The following is an 18662-nucleotide window of genomic DNA, read 5'->3' as shown; positions in this document are numbered from 1 at the left end:
AGCGCTTTCGAAGTCCGCCTGTCTCAGACGATCGCATGCGGCGTGGACGAATGGAGCCTTTTCGGTTTTTATACTTCGTCGAACAACGTTAGATCATCAGCCGTCCTGTGCTGGAGGGACGATTCTTCGGAGCAGTGGTCCGAATGTCAGACCTTGAACAAAGATGGAGAAGATCACGACCATGTACGTGCTCGTAAGGATCAACTGACGCTCCTGACCGGCTGGTAAGAGAAGCGCCAGTGCGATCGAAATAGCGCCTCTCAAGCCGCCCCACGTCAGAAGGGTGATGGTACCCTTCGGAAATGGAACAATGAAACTCATGATCTTGATCGGGATCAGTGTGCTGACGGCACGTCCAATCAGTACGCAGGCAATACCTACTATCCCCAGGACCACATACTTTGCCGTCTCGTTGATTGCGGCAATCTCCAGGCCGATCAGCAGGAACAGCAGGCTGTTCAGGATTTCGTCAATCATTTGCCAGAACTTCCCCAGATACTCCTGCGTCTGCTCGGACATCGCGAGGTTCCATCCGCGGTTGCCGAGGAAGAGGCCGGCGACAACGGCGGCAATCGGGCCTGACATATGAACCACATCGGCAAGCTCGTACGAGCCCATGCACAGCGCTATGGAAAGAAGAATCTCGACCTGGTAATCGTCGATCTTTCGAAGCAGGCGAAAAGCAACCCAACCGAGGAGCCAGCCGAGCGCGATACCGCCAAGCGTTTGCCTGACAAAAAACCATGAAACGCTTAGAACGCTAGGCTCACTCTGACCGGTAGCAATGTCAAGGATCGTGAGAAAGATCACAGCACCGACCCCGTCATTGAACAGGCTCTCGCCGGTGATCCGAGTTTCCAGAGCCTTCGGCGCCCCGGCCTTCTTGATGATGCCAAGCACGGCAATGGGGTCGGTCGGAGAGATCAGTGCGCCAAACAGCAATGCAAATATAAAGCGCAACTCATTTCCCAGCAGATAAGCTGCGCACCAGAACAAGGCGCCTATGACAAACGTCGAGATGATAGTGCCAAGCGTCGAAAGGATGATGACGGTCCACTTAACCTTATAGAGATCGCCCAAGTCCACGTGTAGCGCGCCGGCAAACAGCAGAAATGCGAGGAAGCCGTGAAAGACCAGATCGCTGAAATTGATACTGGGAACGAAGCGGGTATACCTTTGGACTTCGACGACGCCAGTCGCTCCCAGGACGACGAGCACGAGAGAGGACAGGAGCGCAATTGCCATGAGGCCGATGGTGGGCGGCAGATGCAGAAGGCGGTGGTTCACATACCCACCCAGCGCGGTCAGCGCCATCAGGACTGTCACGGTTTGAAATAAGCTCATGGGGGACCAGGTCGGATTGGTTTCCAGGCAGGTCCGCCCTGATTGCGATCGGCGACGCCGCCATTCTGCTGAGTGATAGCCGGCAGCCGAAAAGTGCACCTATCGAAGGTCCTTTTTTGCCGCAAGCCGAAGGGCATTTGTGGGGGAGAGCCGACGCAAGCTACCTTCTACATCGCGACCGTTCACAAAAACGTTCAGTCACGGTTCCGCAAACGGCAATGGTAGGCTGAATTTCAGACGTCCGTGCAAAATCGTCGAATGACAACGGTAGCGGGTCGACCTGAGCCGGTTGTCATCCGACACCGCGCTGGCCAAGAACGGTCATCGGCGAGTCGCAAATGCTTGTTCGGAAGCGGCTGGCCGTAAACAATGAAGGACAGGAGGTTGAGCAGATTTCCGAACTAACATTTTGAGGATCTGCCAGGAATCGTTTTTGGGTGGCGTACCCCGCGCCCAAGAAATGATTCGAGGCAGAACAAACGACGCTACATGGTGTAAAAGCGCAAATTACCCTTGAAAGTGCAGCCACGAAAATGGTAGTAGTTAAATGGCTCAAGAATCCTCAGAAGCATGCTTATCCAGTAGCTGAATCCTATCTGCGTCTGATTTTTAAGCCACAGGCTGCAACGACCGCTGCCGAAAATTTGGAAAGTGTCAAGATAACTGGAGTAGCCCCTTGATTCTCAGGACACGAGACACCCCTTAAAATAAGAGGGAGTCTTGTGACTAGTTTCAAGCCTAGGCAAATCGTGGAAAGCATTGAAGTTCTGACCGAGCCGGAGCGCCGTCGTCGGCGTTCGGTCCAGGAAAAAGTAGCCATCGTGCAGGAAACCCTGGAGCCGGGAGCAACGGTTTCAGCAGTTGCCCGTAGACACGGAGTGAACCCAAACCAGGTTTTTGCGTGGCGCAAGCAATACGAGGAAGGCAGCCTGGCAGCGGTGAAAGCTGGAGAAGCCGTGGTGCCTGCTTCGCAGTTGGCCACGGCGATGAAGGAAATCAGGGAACTGCAGCGTCTGCTTGGCAAGAAGACGCAGGAGGCAGAAATCCTGAAGGAAGCAGTCGAGTATGGCCGCTCAAAAAACTGGATTGCGCGCTCGCCCTTACTGCCCGGGGACGACCAATGAAAACGGTCTGCGATGTTCTCGGCGTGGCGCGCTCTGCTTTGGCAGTCAGAAAAGCCCGCTCTCCAGACTGGCAGGACGGCCGCCGCGCCCGACAGACCGACGACACGGAGCTGGTCACTGCAATCCACGAGCATGTGGCGGCCTTGCCGACTTATGGATACCGACGAGTCTGGGCATTGCTGCGACGTAGTCACGAATTGACCGGTGCGCCGTGCGTGAACGCCAAGCGGGTCTATCGCGTCATGCGTGACCATCAGTTGCTGCTCCGGCGCCTTGGCCAGCGACGCGATACCCGCCGACATGATGGACGCATTGCCGTTGACCAGAGTAACGTCCGCTGGTGCTCGGACGGCTTCGAGTTCCGCTGTGACGATGGCTCGCCGTTGCGCGTGACGTTTGCGCTGGACTGCCATGACCGGGAAGCTATTAGTTGGGCAGCGACTACTGGCGGCCATAGCGGGGACGTCGTGCGCGATGTGATGCTCGCAGCGGTCGAGCAACGCTTCGGCACGCCGCAGGCAGGCGCACCCATCGAATGGCTGTCGGACAACGGCTCTGCCTACATCGACCACCGTACGCGCAGCTTTGCCCGCGAGTTGGGCCTGGAGCCGTTGACGACGCCTGTTCGTTCGCCGCAGAGTAACGGTATGGCCGAGTCGTTCGTGAAGACAATCAAGCACGATTACATTGCCTTTATGCATAAGCCTGATGTGCCAACAGCGCTCTCACATCTGGCTGGCGCCTTTGAGCATTACAACGAACGCCACCCGCATAAGGCACTGAAGTACCGTTCCCCCCGGGAGTTCCGGCGAACCGCTGCATCATCAACTTAACGGTGTCTGCGTGTCCTGATTTACAGGGGCAACTCCAATAACAGCAACTCGAGCGAAGGACAAATTCAGGACGTCCGGCGTATCGCTGCTTGGTGTCAGCAATAGCCACGTAGAAAAAGATCAAGCGCGAGTCATCCTTAGCGAGTGCTCTCCCCTCTTGCTCTTCCGGGACACAAGTCGCGCCAAGCTGATTAGTGCCGACGGCTATCAACGGCTATGTGCGGTCCACACATTCGATGTGGACGCCATGATTCCTTGCAGGATCGTCTGATCGGATAGACGCTGTTTCCATTGGAGCAATCATGAAGTCCGCTCACACTGACCGAACTGAATCGACACAAGAGCAGCTTATGCTGCACGCTTCTGCAACACCCGATTTTCTGGAATCCGACCATGAATGGCGGCGCCTGTTCGCAGAAGCCTGGGGCACATTCCTCCTTGTCGCCGTTGCGGCCGGCGCCGGGGTTGTTGGTGCTCAGAGTGGCGGCGTGATAACCCTGAGTATGAAGGTTGTCGCACCGGGCATGATGGTCATGGCGATTATCTATTTCATGGGCGCTGTCGGGGGGGCCCATTTAAACCCGGCGGTCACAGTCGCCTTTGCGGTACGTCGCAATTTTCCTTGGGGCAGAGTGCCGGGCTATATCGTGGCGCAGTTCGTCGGGGGCATCGCAGCGGCGTCCTTCCTGCGGGCGATGTTCGGCGCGATAGGACTGCTAGGCGCTACGACGCCCGGTCAAGGCGTGAGCGATTTTAAGGCGCTTGCCATGGAAGTTTTGTTGACGACGGGTTTGGTCAGCACGATCCTTGGCACCGCGTCGGGTGCCCGCAATATCGGTTCCAATGGAGCTCTCGCAGTGGGCGGCTACATTGCTTTGGCCGGCCTTTGGGCGGCGCCGGTCAGCGGCGCGTCGATGAATCCTGTGCGCTCGTTTGCCCCCGACCTGATCCGCGGCGATCTCAGCACCACCTGGATCTATGTCGTGGGTCCCGTGGCGGGCGCACTCATCGCTGTAGCTTTTGAGTGGGTTCTGAAAGGTAAAGCGACCGCCGCGGGAACCTTGGCGGCGCAGGGCGATATCAACCATGAAGACTAGGAGCCGACTTGGCCCCCACGCTATTGTTCGCCAAAGCAGCCAATCAAGGCCGACTCCGACGGGTCGGCGGCAGCCGGTTGGAGTCAGTCAGTGGCCAGCCGCATAGAGTCGGGCTCCCTAGTTCGAACGGCTGTCGTGGAACTCAAACGGGACGCTCGGGCCAGAAACAAAGTTACTTTTGAACCGCAGAAGAACTCATCCGGTGTGCCGCGCGCCACTAGCCTCTACGGAAAACGCTAAGCCCCGACGCGACTTAACGGTCCTGCCCAAAAACTGTCGGATAGTGTCGACCATTTGTCGCCCCTTTCGGATATTGGTATGGATAATCCGGATAACACATTACGATGCCAGCCACGTCACGAAGGAGTGGCACACGCCCAACGGGCAACATCGCAACGAAAACCACCTACTCGTAGTTCTGCCCGAAGCAGAATGGTTACGCCTCGCGCCCCCCTGACGCTGGTAGATATGCCATTGGCGCAGTCAGTCTATGAATCGGCGATCGCCTTACCTATGTCTATTTTCCAACGACTTCGTTAATCTCCCTTTTGTACGTGATGGAAAATGGCGCGTCGGCCGAAATTGCAATTGTCGGTAACGAAGGGCTGATCGGCGTTGCGCTCTTCATGGGCGGAGAGACCATGCCGAACCGTGCAGTGGTGCAAAGTGCAGGACAGGCGTATCGACTCGATGTTCGGTCTTTGAAAGAAGAGTTCCGGCGGGCTGGGACCGTACAGCGACTGCTGCTCCGCTACACGCAGGCGCTGATCACGCAGATGCCGCAGACAGCCGTGTGCAACCGCCACCATTCAATCGACCAGCAGTCCAGTTAACCATTGTCGACTTCCTAGGAAAGCGCTAAACACTTCGGAAGTGCCTTGCTGATCGGCATTTCGGTGGCCAATAGCGTGGGAAACGCCGCGTGCGGATTGAACGGCCGGGGTGTCGAACGATTTACACACGGCTGCCGGCTATCCGATAGCAACTATATGAAACTGGTGTTCATTTCAGCGCAGGGCGCACTGTTTCCCGAGGTTGACGTAGAAAAACGCCGCGAACACCGCACCGGGCTGATGCAAAGCCCTCTCTGTTGATTTGCACTGAATTCTGACCCACCTGACACGGTGATTTGCATCGAATATTGACCCACGTGGAACACACTGGCCCGCTGTGCAGCTAGCGGGAGAACGGAGTGATCGACATGGCAATATTGAGCATCATCCGACGCTGGCATTATCGCGATCATGTCTCGCTACGCGAGATCGCCAAACGGCTTGGCGTTTCAAGAAACACCGTCAGGCGCTATATACGTGCCGGCACCGTAGTGCCCACCTATCCGGAACGGCAGAGCCCGAGCAAGCTCGACGGATTTGCGGCCAAGCTCGCCGGCTGGTTAAAGACGGAAGCAAACCGGCCGCGCAAACAGCGCAGAACCCTCAAGCAGATTTACGCTGACCTCACCGTGTTGGGATTCACAGGGTCCTACGACCGGGTCGCCGCCTTTGCGCGCCGCTGGCGACAGGAGCAGCAGGAGCAGGCAAGGAGCGCAGCACGTGGCACCTTTGTGCCGCTGACCTTTGCACCCGGAGAAGCATTCCAGTTCGACTGGAGCGAGGACTGGGCCGTGATCAACGGCGAGCGCACCAAGTTGCAGGTTGCGCAGTTCAAGCTCAGTCACAGCCGGGCGTTCTTCCTGAGGGCCTATCTGCTGCAAACCCACGAGATGCTGTTCGACGCTCACTACCACGCGTTCGTGGCGTGGGGCGGCATTCCGCGCCGTGGCATATATGACAACATGAAGACCGCTGTCGACAAGGTTCGTCGTGGCAAGCTGCGGGACGTCAACGCGCGCTTCAGCGCCATGGTCAGTCACTATCTGTTTGACGCCGAATTCTGCAATCCGGCCTCAGGCTGGGAGAAGGGGCAGATCGAGAAGAACGTTCAGGACAGCCGTCACCGGCTGTGGCAACGCGTGCCGGCGTTCGGTTCGCTCTCTGCATTAAACGACTGGCTGGCCGACCAGTGTGTCCTGCTCTGGCAGCAGACGCAGCACCCTGAGCAGGACACAACGATCTGGGACGCGTGGTCGGTCGAGCGACCCCATCTGATGCCGGTCGGCCAGGCATTCGACGGCTTTGTCGAGCACACCAAACTCGTCTCGCCCACGTGTCTGGTGAGTTTCGACCGCAACCGGTATAGCGTGCCGGCGGCATTTGCGAACCGGCCCATCAGCCTGCACGTCTACGCGGCCCAGCTCGTCTTCGTCGCCGAAGGGCAGGTCATCGCGGAGCACGTCCGGCGTATCAACCGCAGCCATGATCGCGGAGAAACCATCTACGACTGGCGTCATTACCTCGCAGTCCTGCAGCGCAAGCCTGGAGCATTGCGCAACGGCGCGCCGTTCGCAGAGTTTCCTGCCGCCTTCAAGCGGCTGCAGACAATCCTGCTGAAGCACGCCGGTGGCGACCGGGAGATGGTCGAGATACTGGCGCTGGTGCTGCTGCACGACGAACAGGCCGTACTCACCGCCGTCGAGCTGGCACTTGAGGCCGGTGCGCCCTCAAAGCAAACGGTGATGAACGTCCTGAGCCGGCTGCTTGACGGGGCTCCCGTGCCTCCGCTGCAGACGCCCCAGGCCTTCGCCCTGCGCGTCGAGCCGCAAGCCAACGTCGGCCGTTATGACGACCTGAGAGGCCGGGAGGATCATCATGCAGCCTGACGCCATGATGGAAATGCTCAAGTCACTGAAGCTGCACGGCATGGCCCAGGCGCTTGGCGAGCTGGCCGCGCAGGATTCCCCCGCGTACAAGTCGGCATCGCTAGTTCTGGCAGGTCTGCTCAAGGCGGAGATGGCGGCCCGTGAGGTACGTTCACTGGCCTATCAGATGAAGGTCGCCCGCTTCCCGGCGTATCGGGATCTCAACGGCTTTGACTTCGGTTGCAGCGATGTCAACGAAGCAACCGTGCGTCAGTTGCATCGGTGTGAGTTCATGACATCGGCACACAACGTCGTGCTGGTCGGCGGACCGGGCACGGGCAAAACGCATCTGGCGACGGCGATTGGCGTGCAGGCGATCGAACATGATCGAAGCCGCGTGCGTTTCTTCTCCACCATTGAACTCGTCAATGCGCTTGAGCAGGAGAAGCTGACTGGAAAGCCTGGGCAACTGGCTGTGCGTCTAATGTACGCCGACCTCGTCATCCTCGACGAACTGGGTTATCTGCCGTTCAGCCAGACCGGGGGCGCCTTGCTCTTCCATCTACTGAGCAAACTCTACGAGCGCACGAGCGTCGTCATCACAACCAATCTGAGCTTCTCTGAGTGGGCCAACGTCTTCGGCGACGCGAAGATGACCACGGCGCTGCTCGACCGGCTCACACACCACTGCCACATTGTAGAAACCGGCAACGATAGCTATCGTTTCAGGAACAGCACGACACAGCCTGAAAAGGAGAGAAAACGAACCCCGAAACACCCAACCTGAACCCCAAAACTGGATCAAAGGGTGGGTCAGTATTCGATGCAAATCCTGGGTCCGGATTCAGTGCAAATCAACAGGCAGTCGTTCGAAGGCGTCCGGACTGGCTGACCATGACCGGCATATGATTAGTAATCCTTTATAAATATTGTGACGTAAACGTCATCGCTTCGTGGAAATTCCACGGCATTGACGCGCCGGCGCGCGCACCAGTTCTGCTCGTGCCGGTTCACAACGCTTCCCTTTACCCCATACCTGATGAGGATCGGAAAATGAACCTGAAGAGAAATTTGCCCCCCAAAGACGTCGCACAATCCGGCGCTGGCCGGGACGCCAGCCCTTCGGCCAGAAGCAGGGGACCGCTATTTGACCTGCCACCTGTCCAGGGCTCCCAGCAGGCCACATTCATGCGGCTGACAACCGGATTCAGTACACGCACAGAGCATCCGGATGAGCTAGACCTGCAGGCGGTTTTCGAGGTGCTCGAGTCAGTCTACGAACCGCGCCGAAGACCCTGGCGTGAGCTCGAATCGAATACCGTGCTGGAGGCTATCTACTGCCACGCGCCCAACTTGCGGGTTGCGCAGGAGCGGTCTGAGATTGGCAGCCACACGGAGTTTGTCTGGCGCATCGAGGAGGGCATGTTCATGCTGCAGTCCCTCGAACGGTGCGCTGAGCTGCTGCTTGATGCTTCCAGTGATTTACGGCCGGACGGAGTGTCCGGTACCTACCAGTGGCTGCATGCCGAACTCTTGCGACGAGGCGAATTCTTCCCGTTGAGTAGCCTGGAATCCGGCGGCAAGAGCGCAATCGCCCACATCCATCGGATGGTTGCAGCCCTCGGTTCCGGTAGCGCCATGCCGCCTGAGTGTGTGCCCGAGCGTGCCCGCCGTGGCCAGCGTCGCCAGGGTGCTTCCTGATGGAAACGCGTTCTCTCTTACTCCCCTTCAATTCCATGCCTTGAGGTTAGTCGCCATGCAGATATCAAATCCGTTTTCGCTGGAGCCTTCCCAGCTTGCCGAACTGCTCAACCCTTTCGAGGATGGTCCCCTGACCGATTTCACGTCGGGTCCCGCTCTCAGCGCGTGTTTGCCGGCGCACATGCCGTTGCCGCCGGATGCGATTGATGACCTGCATCTCTGCCTGACGTCAACGGGCGAACAGAAGACCTCCGTCATTGTTGTGACGGTCATCATCGGGAAGGCGTTTGCCTTTCACTGGTTTCTGGACGCGAGCGACGTGGTGACCTGGAACGTACTTGACGCCTGGGACGAACAGGGCGGATTCCAGATTCTGGTTCACCACGAAGGCGAAGACGCAACCGTGCCATTGGTCCAGCGCCTGCCTGAAGGCGTCAATCTGGGCTCCATGTTCGCCGATATGCGCCGCACCGGTGGACAGGACAGGACGATTAAGTTCCTGGCGCTCGCTTCCCTCGCGTGCGGTAACCGGGAAATGGAAAAATCGGTTCGGGCTTATTTTCCATACGTGGTTCATCAGGGCTCTTTCATTGTTGCGACACCGAAAGTGGCCCTGTGCGCGGAGGCGTTCGCGATGACGCACGACGTCTCGTCAGAGGTGTTGCACTAGCGTCTGTATCGCCTCGTTGCTGCCTACGACGGGGCGTATCAGGACTGCGTCTGTGGTAGTTCCGGTTACGGGCCGCCAGCTTCTGGCTGGCGGCCAGCGTGCGGGCGTCTGCTGCAGCCTCCCATCAGTACACGAAGTCGCCTCACGGCCACGCGACCGCGATCGGCGAAGCGCGCGAACCCTGTGTGGGTCGTTGCTGCCTTTGCAGCGGCCTGCATGGATAAAACCGGTCGCTCTACTTCCCATCACATCAGCAATGGAAAACATCATGCAAACACTGGATAAGCTGGCGGTCTGCGAGCAGCTCGCCATCTCCGAGCGGACCCTGGACGGATGGGTTCGTGACGGGCGGTTTCCACCGCCGGTACGGGTGGGCAAGCGTTGTTACTGGGCAGCCGAGGCGGTTCAGACCTGGTACGCAGCGCAGTTTGCAACACAGCTCGCCTTTAACCCTTCCCTCGGCCGCCGGCCGACCGGCGTTCCTGCGAGTGCAAAGCGGAAGACGCGGTGAGTTGCGTGGGCCCGGCGTCAGACTGCACGCCGGATTTGGCCAGACTTCAGAAAGGTTTCAGCGCTGAAACTGACAATCAGTGAGACGTCGGCGCTATCGCTATCCAGTTCTTCCAGAAATTCGTCAAGGTCACGAAGGTCGCCGGCATGGAAGTCTTTTTGTCTCAACTCCAGAATCTGCAATAAGGCCTCGCGCTGCTCCACCAGCGCGCGCCGCTCGTCGTCCTGCGCCGAAATCCCGGGTGGCTCGCCGTGAGATGGTTTCACTTCGACTCCGCATATGCAGGTTATTGACGTGACAATAGCGCCCTGGTCAGGTCTGGTCCAGACGCGCGGCGGACACGCCGGAATCAGGCGAGCCATCCGACACGCCTGGACGCACGGCCCCGATTTTCCGAGGCCGTGCAGAGAAGTGACGCGCGTCAGGCTGCGCGCCGGCGGTTGCGGAAATCGACCGCCACGATACTTCCGTTTGTCTCCGGCAGATTCCCGATGAGTGGGGTGGGTGGTGCGTCCGGTATGGGTGCGGCTTTACCGGGCACGGAAGCGTCCTCATCCGCAGGACGACGCCCATTAAGCCGTCGCGCTTGGGTCGCTGCGCGCGCTTTTCCCGCTGACTGCCCGCGCAGGTCGGGCGGCAGGGGCGGGGTCAACAACGGCTCGGTGGCATCGAGTGCATCAAGGACGTCGTCCACGAAGAGGTGCGTGTAGCGGGCGAGCATCGCGTCCGTCTTGTGACCGGTGATGCGTTTGAGCATCTGCGGATTGCGCAGCCGCCGCGCATGACGCGTGGTGCCAACATGTCGCAGGTCGTGAAAGCGCAGGTCCGGCAGTCCCGCCTCGGTGGTTGCGCGATCCCAGGCGGAGTCGAGCGCGTCGGCGGTCATCGGGAAGACGCGTCCATCGTTTTCTTCGCGCGGCAGGCGGGACAGGATTTCGACTGCGCGCTGTGTGAGCGGGACAATCTGGTTTTCGCCGGCCTTCGTGAGCCGCAGTGTCGCGGTGCGTCCAGGGAGGTCGACATCGCGCCAGCGCAGTTTCAGCAGGCTGCCTCGCCGGCTGGTGGTTTCAATCGCGAACTGGACAATGGGCAGGATAAACGGGTTGTCGCACCGACCCAGCGCGTCGAAGAGTACCTGCTCAGCGTCTTCGTCGAGGACTGCGGAGCGGCCCGGGCCGCCCTTGGGAATCGGCACGCTTGCCATCGGGTTTTCGAAACCCGCCCAGTTCCAGTGTTTCTGCGCGCAGTTGAAACAATGCTTGAGCAGCGCCAGTTCCTTCTGGATGGTGCTGTCAGTGAGCCCGTCCTTGCGCATCGCGGACATGAATCTGAGCATCGTCTGCGCGCTCACCTGCGCGACTGGCAGAAGGGCGAGCCCGGCACGAAAGGCGTTGGTGCTTTCACGCGAGGCGGCGCGCTTTGCCCGAAGGTTGGCGAAACTGAAAGGCAGTTCCGTCGCAGGCGGCGCATCGGTCAGGTCGACACCGCCCTGTTCGGTGGCCTGCAACTGCAGGGTGGGCAGGGCGCCTGCCAGGAGGTAGCGGTTGATGAGGTTGATTTCCTGTTTCGCGCCGCGTTTGTGGATGGTGTAGAGGTGCGCGTATTCATAGAGCGTGCGGCCCACGGTGGCCTTCGCGGGACCACCGAGCAGTGGTGCGTGAGCGTTCTGGAGTTCGCCGTGCAGTTGCGCGGCCCAGGTCTCGGCCTCCTTGCGGGTGCGGAAATTTTTCTTGTGGTTGGCGCCAGCGACGGTGACGCTGGCCTGCCAGGCGTTGCGGTGACGATAGATGCTGGCCATCTCACGCCTCCTTGTGAGGAACGGTGACGACGGCAGGACGACGGACGGGATACGCGTGGTAACGGCTCATGAGCTGCTCCGGTAGTGAGTGGAGCAACGTGTAGCCCTGGATTTTATTCGCGGCTTCGCGACCGGTCACCACACCGAACGGCACGTACCTCGTGACGTCGCGGCGGCAATTGGCCGGGTGTCGGTTGGCTGGATACCCAACGGACCGGAGCGCGGATCACCGCAAACGGTGTCCGCATCCGGCAGCAGTGGGGCGCAGTCAACGGTAGCGTGCTGCGGTCGACCGAAGTGGACCGCAGTCATTGCTGCCTCCCGATCTGCCTCCCACGGGCACCTGAAGTACAAAAAACAAAGGGCCTGCTTGCGCAGGCCCTTTGTCTTACTACAGGAATCTTTGGTAGGCCGTACGGGATTCGAACCTGTGACCAACGGATTAAAAGTCCGAGAGTATCGAAATTCCTGCGGATAGATTGAGATCCATGTAGGCGCGGAGATGCCCGTAATATAAGGCATTGTGGCCTTCTTCTACGGATTTCTTGTTGACCAAGATAGATCGATTCCCCTAGGATTTGCCTACATGGTGCCTACACGGGGATTTGATGGCGAAGCAGAACTTCACGGCTGCGCGGATCGACGGCTTTCAATGCGAGTCCGGCAAGCAGCAAAGTATCTATTGGGACGCGAAGACGCCCGGGTTTGGGTTGCGCGTCACCGCATCAGCGGCGCGGGCCTACATATTCGAATCACGCTTATTCGGCAAGACGATCCGGGTGACCATCGGGGATGCACGGGCCTGGGATCTCGGTCGGGCACGCACCGAAGCCAGTCGATTGAAGACTCTGATCGATGACGGCAAGGACCCGCGCGAAGTCCGGGTCGACATGCAGGTGGCTCACGAGGCGCGGCGAGCGGAGGCCCGTCGACAGGATGTCGTGTTTGGTGACGCTTGGGACGCGTACGTGCAAGCGCGCCGGCCGTTTTGGAGTGAACGGCATTACCGTGACCATCTTCAACATGCGGACCTAGGCGGCATGCAAAAAAAACGGGCAAAAGGCCTGACCCAGCCGGGGCCTCTTGCTGCGCTACGGCCGCTGAAACTGCCCGAGCTGACGGGTATGCGCATTGCAGGATGGCTCGCATCTCAATCGACAGACCGCCCCACGATGTCGGCGCTTTCGTTCCGGCTGCTTCGCAGCTTCATTCGATGGGCGGCCGAGATGCCCGCATATGCCGGCATGATCCCTGCCGACGCCTATAAATCGCGAGACGTGAGGGATGTTACGCCACGTGTAAAGGCCAAGGACGGAGATTCGCTGCAACGCGAGCAACTGCGCAACTGGTTTGCCGGAGTGCGTGAAATCGCCAATCCAGTGATTAGTGCGTATTTGCAAGGGTTGCTGATTACCGGAGCGCGGCGCGAAGAACTCGCGGCAGTACGCTGGGACGACGTTGATTTTCGGTGGCGCAGCCTCGTGCTGGATGACAAGGTTGAAGGTTCCGGAGGGCGCACAATTCCCCTGACGCCCTACTTGGCAAGTCTGCTACTCAATTTGAAGCGGATCAATGAGACGCCGCCGAACATTCGTCAGGCAGCGCGTCTTGTCGAGCGAGGTGAGAAATGGGTGCCGTCGCCCTGGGTGTTCGCTAGCAAAACGGCCGCTGACGGAAAAATCGCGGAGCCGAGGCTTGCACATAACCAGGCACTCGCGAGAGAAGGCCTGCCTCACGTGACGTTGCACGGCTTGCGTCGCTCCTTCGGTACCTTGTCCGAGTGGTGCGAGGTACCGGTCGGCGTCGTCGCCCAGATTCAGGGGCATAAACCGTCTGCGATTGCCGAAAAGCATTACCGCCGTCGGCCGCTTGATCTGCTGCGTATGTGGCACGATAAAATTGAAGCTTGGATGCTTGAACAAGCGAGAATAGCGGTTGACCAAAACGTCGACGGCGCGATCGGTTGATTAACTATCTGCATTGGTCGGCCACTGGCCCCGACTACTTTTCAATTTATCCGGCTTCTCACCGTGAATAATCAAGTTCCCGATTTCGTTTCACTCAAAGAGGTATTGTCGTCGCTAGCCGGCCGCGTCACCGTTCCTGTGTTCGGCCGATTCGCGGAACTCGACGAACCGAATTTCATTCCCGCTTTCCGTGAGGCGCTGTACCGATACTCAAAGGCAGCAGAGGATCTGGAAAGTCATATCAGTCTGGCACTTCCAGGCGAGCGTCCCCGCTGGCTAGACAAGCGATGGGGCATGGGAACCGCGAGACATACCGAGATGGCGGAAAACCATGGGCTGCAACAGCTAAGGCAGTGGGCGGACGTGTTTCCTGCGTGGGTAGATGGATATCAGGGGCGTCAGTGGGTCGGCCGCGAAGAAGACGTCAGTGTGCGATTCCCCGATATGGTTTTTTTTAACATGTCGAATTTGGATGTCGCGCAAAAGGTCGGGTTCGACAAGATTAGTGTCATTGATTTCCTCAAGAGATGCGGAATTTCCCACACGCTAGCCGAGGAAGGGGTAGTTGCTGCGGATGGGTCCCTGAAGAAACTCGGTCTGCGGACGCCCGATATGGCAGCCGCATTCGCGAACCTAGGCGGGTGGGATGATCAGGAATGGGCAAAAAACCTGCCGCAAGCTGCTTGGGCAAAAGATGCCCGCATTCAACCGGGGCGGCGCGGTAAGAATGGTGCCGCTGTCTGGGACCCCGTTCGACTGGCCCAGCTTGCGACACCCCTAAGGGACATTGATCTCCGCGATTGGGGACGACGTTTCCGTGAAAGCAAATTGCTGCAGCCTTGGCGTGAGCGATGGCTTGAATATGAGAGAAATGAACACTGGTACGGAGACATAAACCCGCCTCATAAACCCTGATTCAGCAGTCAGGGCCGGCCGAAGTCGTTGATATATAAGGGATCTTAATCCCGGTTATAAATCCGGTCCACGACCGGGTTTTTAGAGTGCGCTCCAAGTCGTCGTTGGTGTTGATCCGGATGGATTGCGATAGACGACCTCACGCTACGCGAACCGTGTTTCGTTTCGCGATTGACTTGGAGCAACCATGGCAAAACAGTTCGCATCCCCTACATCGGTTCTTCCGGACCGATCCCACGTGCCGACCGAAGAAGCGGCAACAATGCTGATGGTCCAGCCGCAGACGATGCGAAAGCAATTTTCGCTCACGGGCCAATATTGCGGAATTCGTGCGCGCCGTCTCCCGAACCGGCGCCTCGCATGGCCGCTGGCAGAAATCCGGGCTCTGCTGAACGGGGGCGCGCAATGACCGCGAGTGTCCGAACAGCCAGCACGCGACGGGCAACCACCCCCCCGCCACCGCACGTCCCGATCGAGCAAATAGACGCGTTCCACCTGGAATCGTGTTTGCGTCTGCACGCTGCGCAAACCGGAAACATAACTGTTGCCAGAAGCGATCTTAAAACGTGGCCGTTAGCCATGGGCATCAGTCAGCGCCGATTTTCCTGTGCGCTGGAAATGCTTCGCGCCGCTGGACGTCTATGGATTGAGACTGTCGGCAAGTCTCCCATCATCCATCTGAATCCTCCACCAACTAGCTGGCAAGCGAATACCTGGGAGCCGCCGCGCTTCTAGCTGTACTGCGTCCTGGTAGTGCACGTCAGTGTGCATACCCGTAGCGTGCGATGCGCGCTACGGGCGATATGTCGCTGTTGCCGGTCGAGACGACCTTCGATCGAACGGCTTGAAAGCGAATTGGCGCGAGGTCCAAGACTAACTTGAGCGTCACGGTCACGATTCAACAAGCCATATGACGGTCAGCAAAAAGCTTCAGGCTGGCTGAGTGCCACCAAGGTGTCAGTGAGGCTGAGGCATGTCCGCTCTGCGGGCTGCTCGCGAGGTGAATGCGTCAATGGTGTCCAACAATACAAAAAGGAAGCGAAATGGCAAAAAAAGTTGAACCAAGCAGAGATCTAACTCTGGGCAAATACTTTATGGAGATCGATCGAATGTTGAATTCGACTCGGCGTCAAGGCGGATGCGTTTGGTTTCTCGGTGAGCGCAGCGATGACCTGGCTGAGCTTGTCAGTTTCATGAACGCTGTCGTGTACGGCAAGGACGTGCCATTCGAGATACGTCGAGAGTCGCGCCGCAAGCGCGCCGTTGCCGTATCAAGCCTGGCGCTCTTCCTCAGGTATTTGTACCCGTTGATAGAGTGCTACGCGAGAGACGTCATCTATTCGCCGTTATTGCGTCTGTTCTTCGATTGTTATCGACGACATCGCATCCGCAGCTGTGAATCACTACAGGCAAATGCGACTGCTTTCACGGACGAGATTGTGGGCGAGGTATTCAACGACTTTGTAGCTTTCATGCGCGACGAGGGTGCGCGGATCGACGTGATAGCGAAAGTGAAGAACTGGGAGCGCAACAGCAAGGACAACGCGAAGCGGGTTGCACGCTATGTCGAGGAACGACGCAGCAGGTACAAGCACCTGCGCCCCGTGTTTATCGATTTCCACTATCACGTTGCAAGCCCGAGTGACGACGAACTGTCCAGGATGCAAAGCGGAATAAGAGCGCTGGCACAGGAGGATCAGGTCGCTTACTTTGGTGACATGGACGATCAAGCACCACGACCGACCATCGCGCTGGTAGATTTTGAGCAGGTTCAGAAGGATCGGGATCATCTCATCGCAAATATGCGAGCAAAGCCGACGCTCTTCGAGCGGGTTGTCGGGTTCGTGTGGAGCATCGAGTGGTCGCGAATCGGTGGCTATCACTTGCGATTCGTGTTCCTCCTTGATGAGTCTCAGGATGAAGAACTGAGGAAAATTGAAACACAGATCGGCGTCTATTGGGAAACAGTCATCACCCAGGGGCGCGGGTTCTACTTCATTTGGCAATGTCGCCGGGATGTCATGCCGGGTCGATGGAGTGGCAATCCATCCCGTTACGACCATGCGGACGACTATCGATACCTCATGAGAGCACTAGCCTTTTGGGCGACCAAAGATCTATACGTATCGGTACCACGCCCTCCTGGGTGCAAAATCTTTCGGACGGGTGAAATGCAATTCGGGCCGGCAACGGCATCGGTCGGCACCCGTCGAACGAAACCGCCTTCGGGCGCAACTACGCAATCAGGTTTCGGAGAACCGCACCGTTCAATTGCCCTCCCGAAGTTCGACGACATGTGAATATTCTGCGAGCTCGTTGACGCGATTTTTCACACATACAGAGATAGTTCCCCGCCCAAGCAGGGCGAGGGGGGTGGCCGGGCTACAAAGACCGAAGATTCGCTTGCGGTCGCCCGCCTTTTTTCTTCAACCGAACAGCCTCCCTCGCATGGATAAGCGGGAGGTCGTGCAAGCAATCGAGGCACTGTACAAATGGCTCTGAATAGCAATTTTCAGGATCGCCTACTCGGCCGCGCGCCAATCGATGAATCAGCTCTGATCGCAGGCCTTGACGCGCTCGTGCCGGGCGAGCGGCAACGTAAGGAGGCTGTATTTCACGCTGCGCATCCGGCGATAGAGCGCGCTCTGGCCCGCAAGGTGCCGCAGAAGCGCATCCTGGAAGCGCTCAATCGCGGTGGTCTCAAGTTGTCGTTGGGCGGATTCAAGGCGCTTCTAACTGAAGAGCGCGATGCACTTGCGAAGAATGGGAACTATGTGACGTGTGCTCATTGCGGAGCAGTTCTACCCGCCGTCACCTAGGGCAAGGATGTGCGCTATGGAACCCTCTGAAGGGCCGCCTCAGACGACCAGTCGTTCGTCCCGTTCGGGCAAGTTACCCACCTTGGCATGTGTGGGTCGAGTGGCTTCTGGGAGCACAGCGTTGTATCTCGCCAACAAGCTGCTATCGATCGATATTGACCGACATGCATCGAAAAGATTGACGCTGTTTGAGTGCTTTTCTCGACGCTTCGTCGAGGTTATAGTGCAACTCATCGGGCCGCAGCACGGCCAATCGCAGCGAAGGAGAAACGTATTCATGACGATTCAGTTCGTGCAAACGAGGATCACAATTTGAACTCTGTGGAACAGGGAGACAACGCGGCGATTGAGTCGGCATGTACCTGCTGGACCGCACAGTGCAAGCCGGCGAAGGAGTTTCAATCATTCACCATAGATTGTGTTCAGCACATATTTTTTCATGACGTAGCGGCGCAGTGAATCATTGCGTGTACAACGGTCTCGGGCGAGATGGTCGCCGCAGGATGTAGCGAGGGTAGGCAGCATCAGTTTCTTGGGTAAGGATATTTGGCACACAAATTCGCGGCGCGCGCACAATCATTCTTGGCACCCCAATCTCTCTGGAAGAAAATTGGGTAAATCGCTTAGGAACGCCTTTACGTGAGCAATGCCATACATTTGCTCTGGAAGATTGTTCTGGCAAACAACAGATTGCTTCTGCTCAGACGATAGGGTGCTCGCACCCGATAGTTTGCGCAGAAGCAATCTGTATTCGAAGTGCAAAATTTATTGTGCTTGCAGATATCCTATAGGTAGTGATGCTCTCGCATCACGCTCTCTTTCTCCCAAATTTTCATGGAGAGAAGGAGAACCTACGGAGTGGTTGAGAGGTTCACCCCCCTGAGCGAGCGAAGCGAAGCGATCTATTAAAGAGTTTATAGAAGCCGTAAGGCGAATATAAACTCTCCCCCTTTCACTGGGGAGGGGCTTTACACCCCCTCCCCAGCAGTATTCCTAGAGTTTATAGGAACCGTAGGCGATCAGCCGTAGGTGGATATGAACTCTATTAACCGGGAAGGGCGAGGAGCCCATCCCGGGATTCTTTGCCAAGGAATACCGTAAACCATGTAACCAGTCGGGGTTAGAGACCCCGACTGGACAAATAGGTAAGCCGAAAACAACAGCGCGCACTATGGCTTTTTGGGT

At 58.0% G+C, this 18662-nt stretch carries 16 protein-coding genes and 1 pseudogene; 14 read left to right on the top strand and 3 right to left on the bottom strand.

What is annotated here, in order from left to right; all coding sequences use genetic code 11:
* Window positions 1–96: 96 nt before the first annotated feature.
* Window positions 97–1344, bottom strand: a complete 1248-nt coding sequence (locus FA94_RS16335; RefSeq protein WP_035553010.1) for a cation:proton antiporter — start codon at window positions 1342–1344, stop codon at window positions 97–99.
* Window positions 1345–2102: 758 nt separating this feature from the next.
* On the opposite strand from FA94_RS16335, the gene FA94_RS16325 reads away from it, so the two are divergent.
* The 9 genes and pseudogenes from FA94_RS16325 to FA94_RS16290 all read left to right on the top strand — a co-directional run bounded on the left by FA94_RS16325 (window position 2103) and on the right by FA94_RS16290 (window position 9978).
* A protein-coding gene (locus FA94_RS16325) for an IS3 family transposase (RefSeq protein WP_156126805.1) occupies window positions 2103–3301 on the top strand; the annotation gives its coding sequence in 2 pieces (ribosomal slippage) (window positions 2103–2418 and window positions 2418–3301; 1200 coding nt in all).
* A gap of 302 nt (window positions 3302–3603) precedes the next feature.
* Entirely contained in the window at window positions 3604–4398 is a 795-nt protein-coding gene (locus FA94_RS16320; protein ID WP_035553004.1) for an MIP/aquaporin family protein, read from the top strand.
* A 418-nt stretch (window positions 4399–4816) separates the two neighbouring features.
* Window positions 4817–5222 (top strand): annotated as a pseudogene (locus FA94_RS16315) (Crp/Fnr family transcriptional regulator); the annotation flags it as partial.
* Window positions 5223–5276: 54 nt separating this feature from the next.
* A complete protein-coding gene (locus tag FA94_RS38655; RefSeq protein WP_156126652.1) occupies window positions 5277–5492 on the top strand; it encodes a hypothetical protein in 216 nt (71 codons plus the stop codon).
* Between the two features lie 107 nt (window positions 5493–5599).
* Window positions 5600–7117 carry an IS21 family transposase gene (istA, locus tag FA94_RS16310; protein WP_156126484.1) on the top strand — a complete coding sequence of 506 codons (1518 nt, stop codon included), beginning with the start codon at window positions 5600–5602 and terminating at the stop codon, window positions 7115–7117.
* Window positions 7107–7883, top strand: a complete 777-nt coding sequence (gene istB / locus FA94_RS16305; RefSeq protein WP_035546074.1) for an IS21-like element helper ATPase IstB — start codon at window positions 7107–7109, stop codon at window positions 7881–7883. The genes istA and istB overlap by 11 nt, the downstream gene beginning before the upstream one ends.
* 266 nt (window positions 7884–8149) lie before the next feature.
* A complete protein-coding gene (locus FA94_RS16300; protein WP_035553002.1) occupies window positions 8150–8797 on the top strand; it encodes a hypothetical protein in 648 nt (215 codons plus the stop codon).
* Window positions 8798–8852: 55 nt separating this feature from the next.
* Window positions 8853–9467, top strand: coding sequence for a hypothetical protein (locus tag FA94_RS16295; protein ID WP_035553000.1), 615 nt, complete (start codon window positions 8853–8855; stop codon window positions 9465–9467).
* A 268-nt stretch (window positions 9468–9735) separates the two neighbouring features.
* Complete coding sequence (locus tag FA94_RS16290; RefSeq protein ID WP_231584970.1) at window positions 9736–9978, top strand: helix-turn-helix transcriptional regulator; 243 nt, start codon at window positions 9736–9738, stop codon at window positions 9976–9978.
* A gap of 17 nt (window positions 9979–9995) precedes the next feature.
* Here FA94_RS16290 and FA94_RS16285 read toward each other — a convergent pair whose 3' ends face one another.
* Window positions 9996–10244 carry a hypothetical protein gene (locus FA94_RS16285; RefSeq protein ID WP_156126651.1) on the bottom strand — a complete coding sequence of 83 codons (249 nt, stop codon included), beginning with the start codon at window positions 10242–10244 and terminating at the stop codon, window positions 9996–9998.
* 155 nt (window positions 10245–10399) lie between these two features.
* Window positions 10400–11776 (bottom strand): site-specific integrase, encoded by a 1377-nt coding sequence (locus tag FA94_RS16280; protein WP_035552995.1) that lies wholly within the window; start codon window positions 11774–11776, stop codon window positions 10400–10402.
* A gap of 608 nt (window positions 11777–12384) precedes the next feature.
* Between FA94_RS16280 and FA94_RS16275 the strand changes: the two genes are divergently transcribed.
* The 5 genes from FA94_RS16275 (at window position 12385) to FA94_RS16260 (ending at window position 17477) form a co-directional block, all read left to right on the top strand.
* The gene (locus tag FA94_RS16275) at window positions 12385–13743 is read left to right on the top strand and encodes a tyrosine-type recombinase/integrase (RefSeq protein WP_035552993.1); all 1359 of its coding nucleotides are present in this window, start codon (window positions 12385–12387) and stop codon (window positions 13741–13743) included.
* A gap of 63 nt (window positions 13744–13806) precedes the next feature.
* A complete protein-coding gene (locus FA94_RS16270; protein WP_156126650.1) occupies window positions 13807–14658 on the top strand; it encodes a hypothetical protein in 852 nt (283 codons plus the stop codon).
* Window positions 14659–14845: 187 nt separating this feature from the next.
* The gene (locus FA94_RS37310; protein ID WP_051980606.1) at window positions 14846–15067 is read left to right on the top strand and encodes a hypothetical protein; all 222 of its coding nucleotides are present in this window, start codon (window positions 14846–14848) and stop codon (window positions 15065–15067) included.
* A gap of 634 nt (window positions 15068–15701) precedes the next feature.
* Window positions 15702–16958 (top strand): hypothetical protein, encoded by a 1257-nt coding sequence (locus tag FA94_RS16265; protein WP_035552987.1) that lies wholly within the window; start codon window positions 15702–15704, stop codon window positions 16956–16958.
* A 192-nt stretch (window positions 16959–17150) separates the two neighbouring features.
* Window positions 17151–17477: a hypothetical protein gene (locus tag FA94_RS16260; RefSeq protein ID WP_051980605.1), complete on the top strand. Its 327-nt coding sequence runs from the start codon at window positions 17151–17153 to the stop codon at window positions 17475–17477.
* Window positions 17478–18662: the final 1185 nt, after the last annotated feature.

Source organism: Burkholderia sp. 9120 (genome assembly GCF_000745015.1).
Lineage (GTDB): Bacteria > Pseudomonadota > Gammaproteobacteria > Burkholderiales > Burkholderiaceae > Paraburkholderia.
This window is presented reverse-complemented; position numbering and strand designations above follow the sequence as displayed.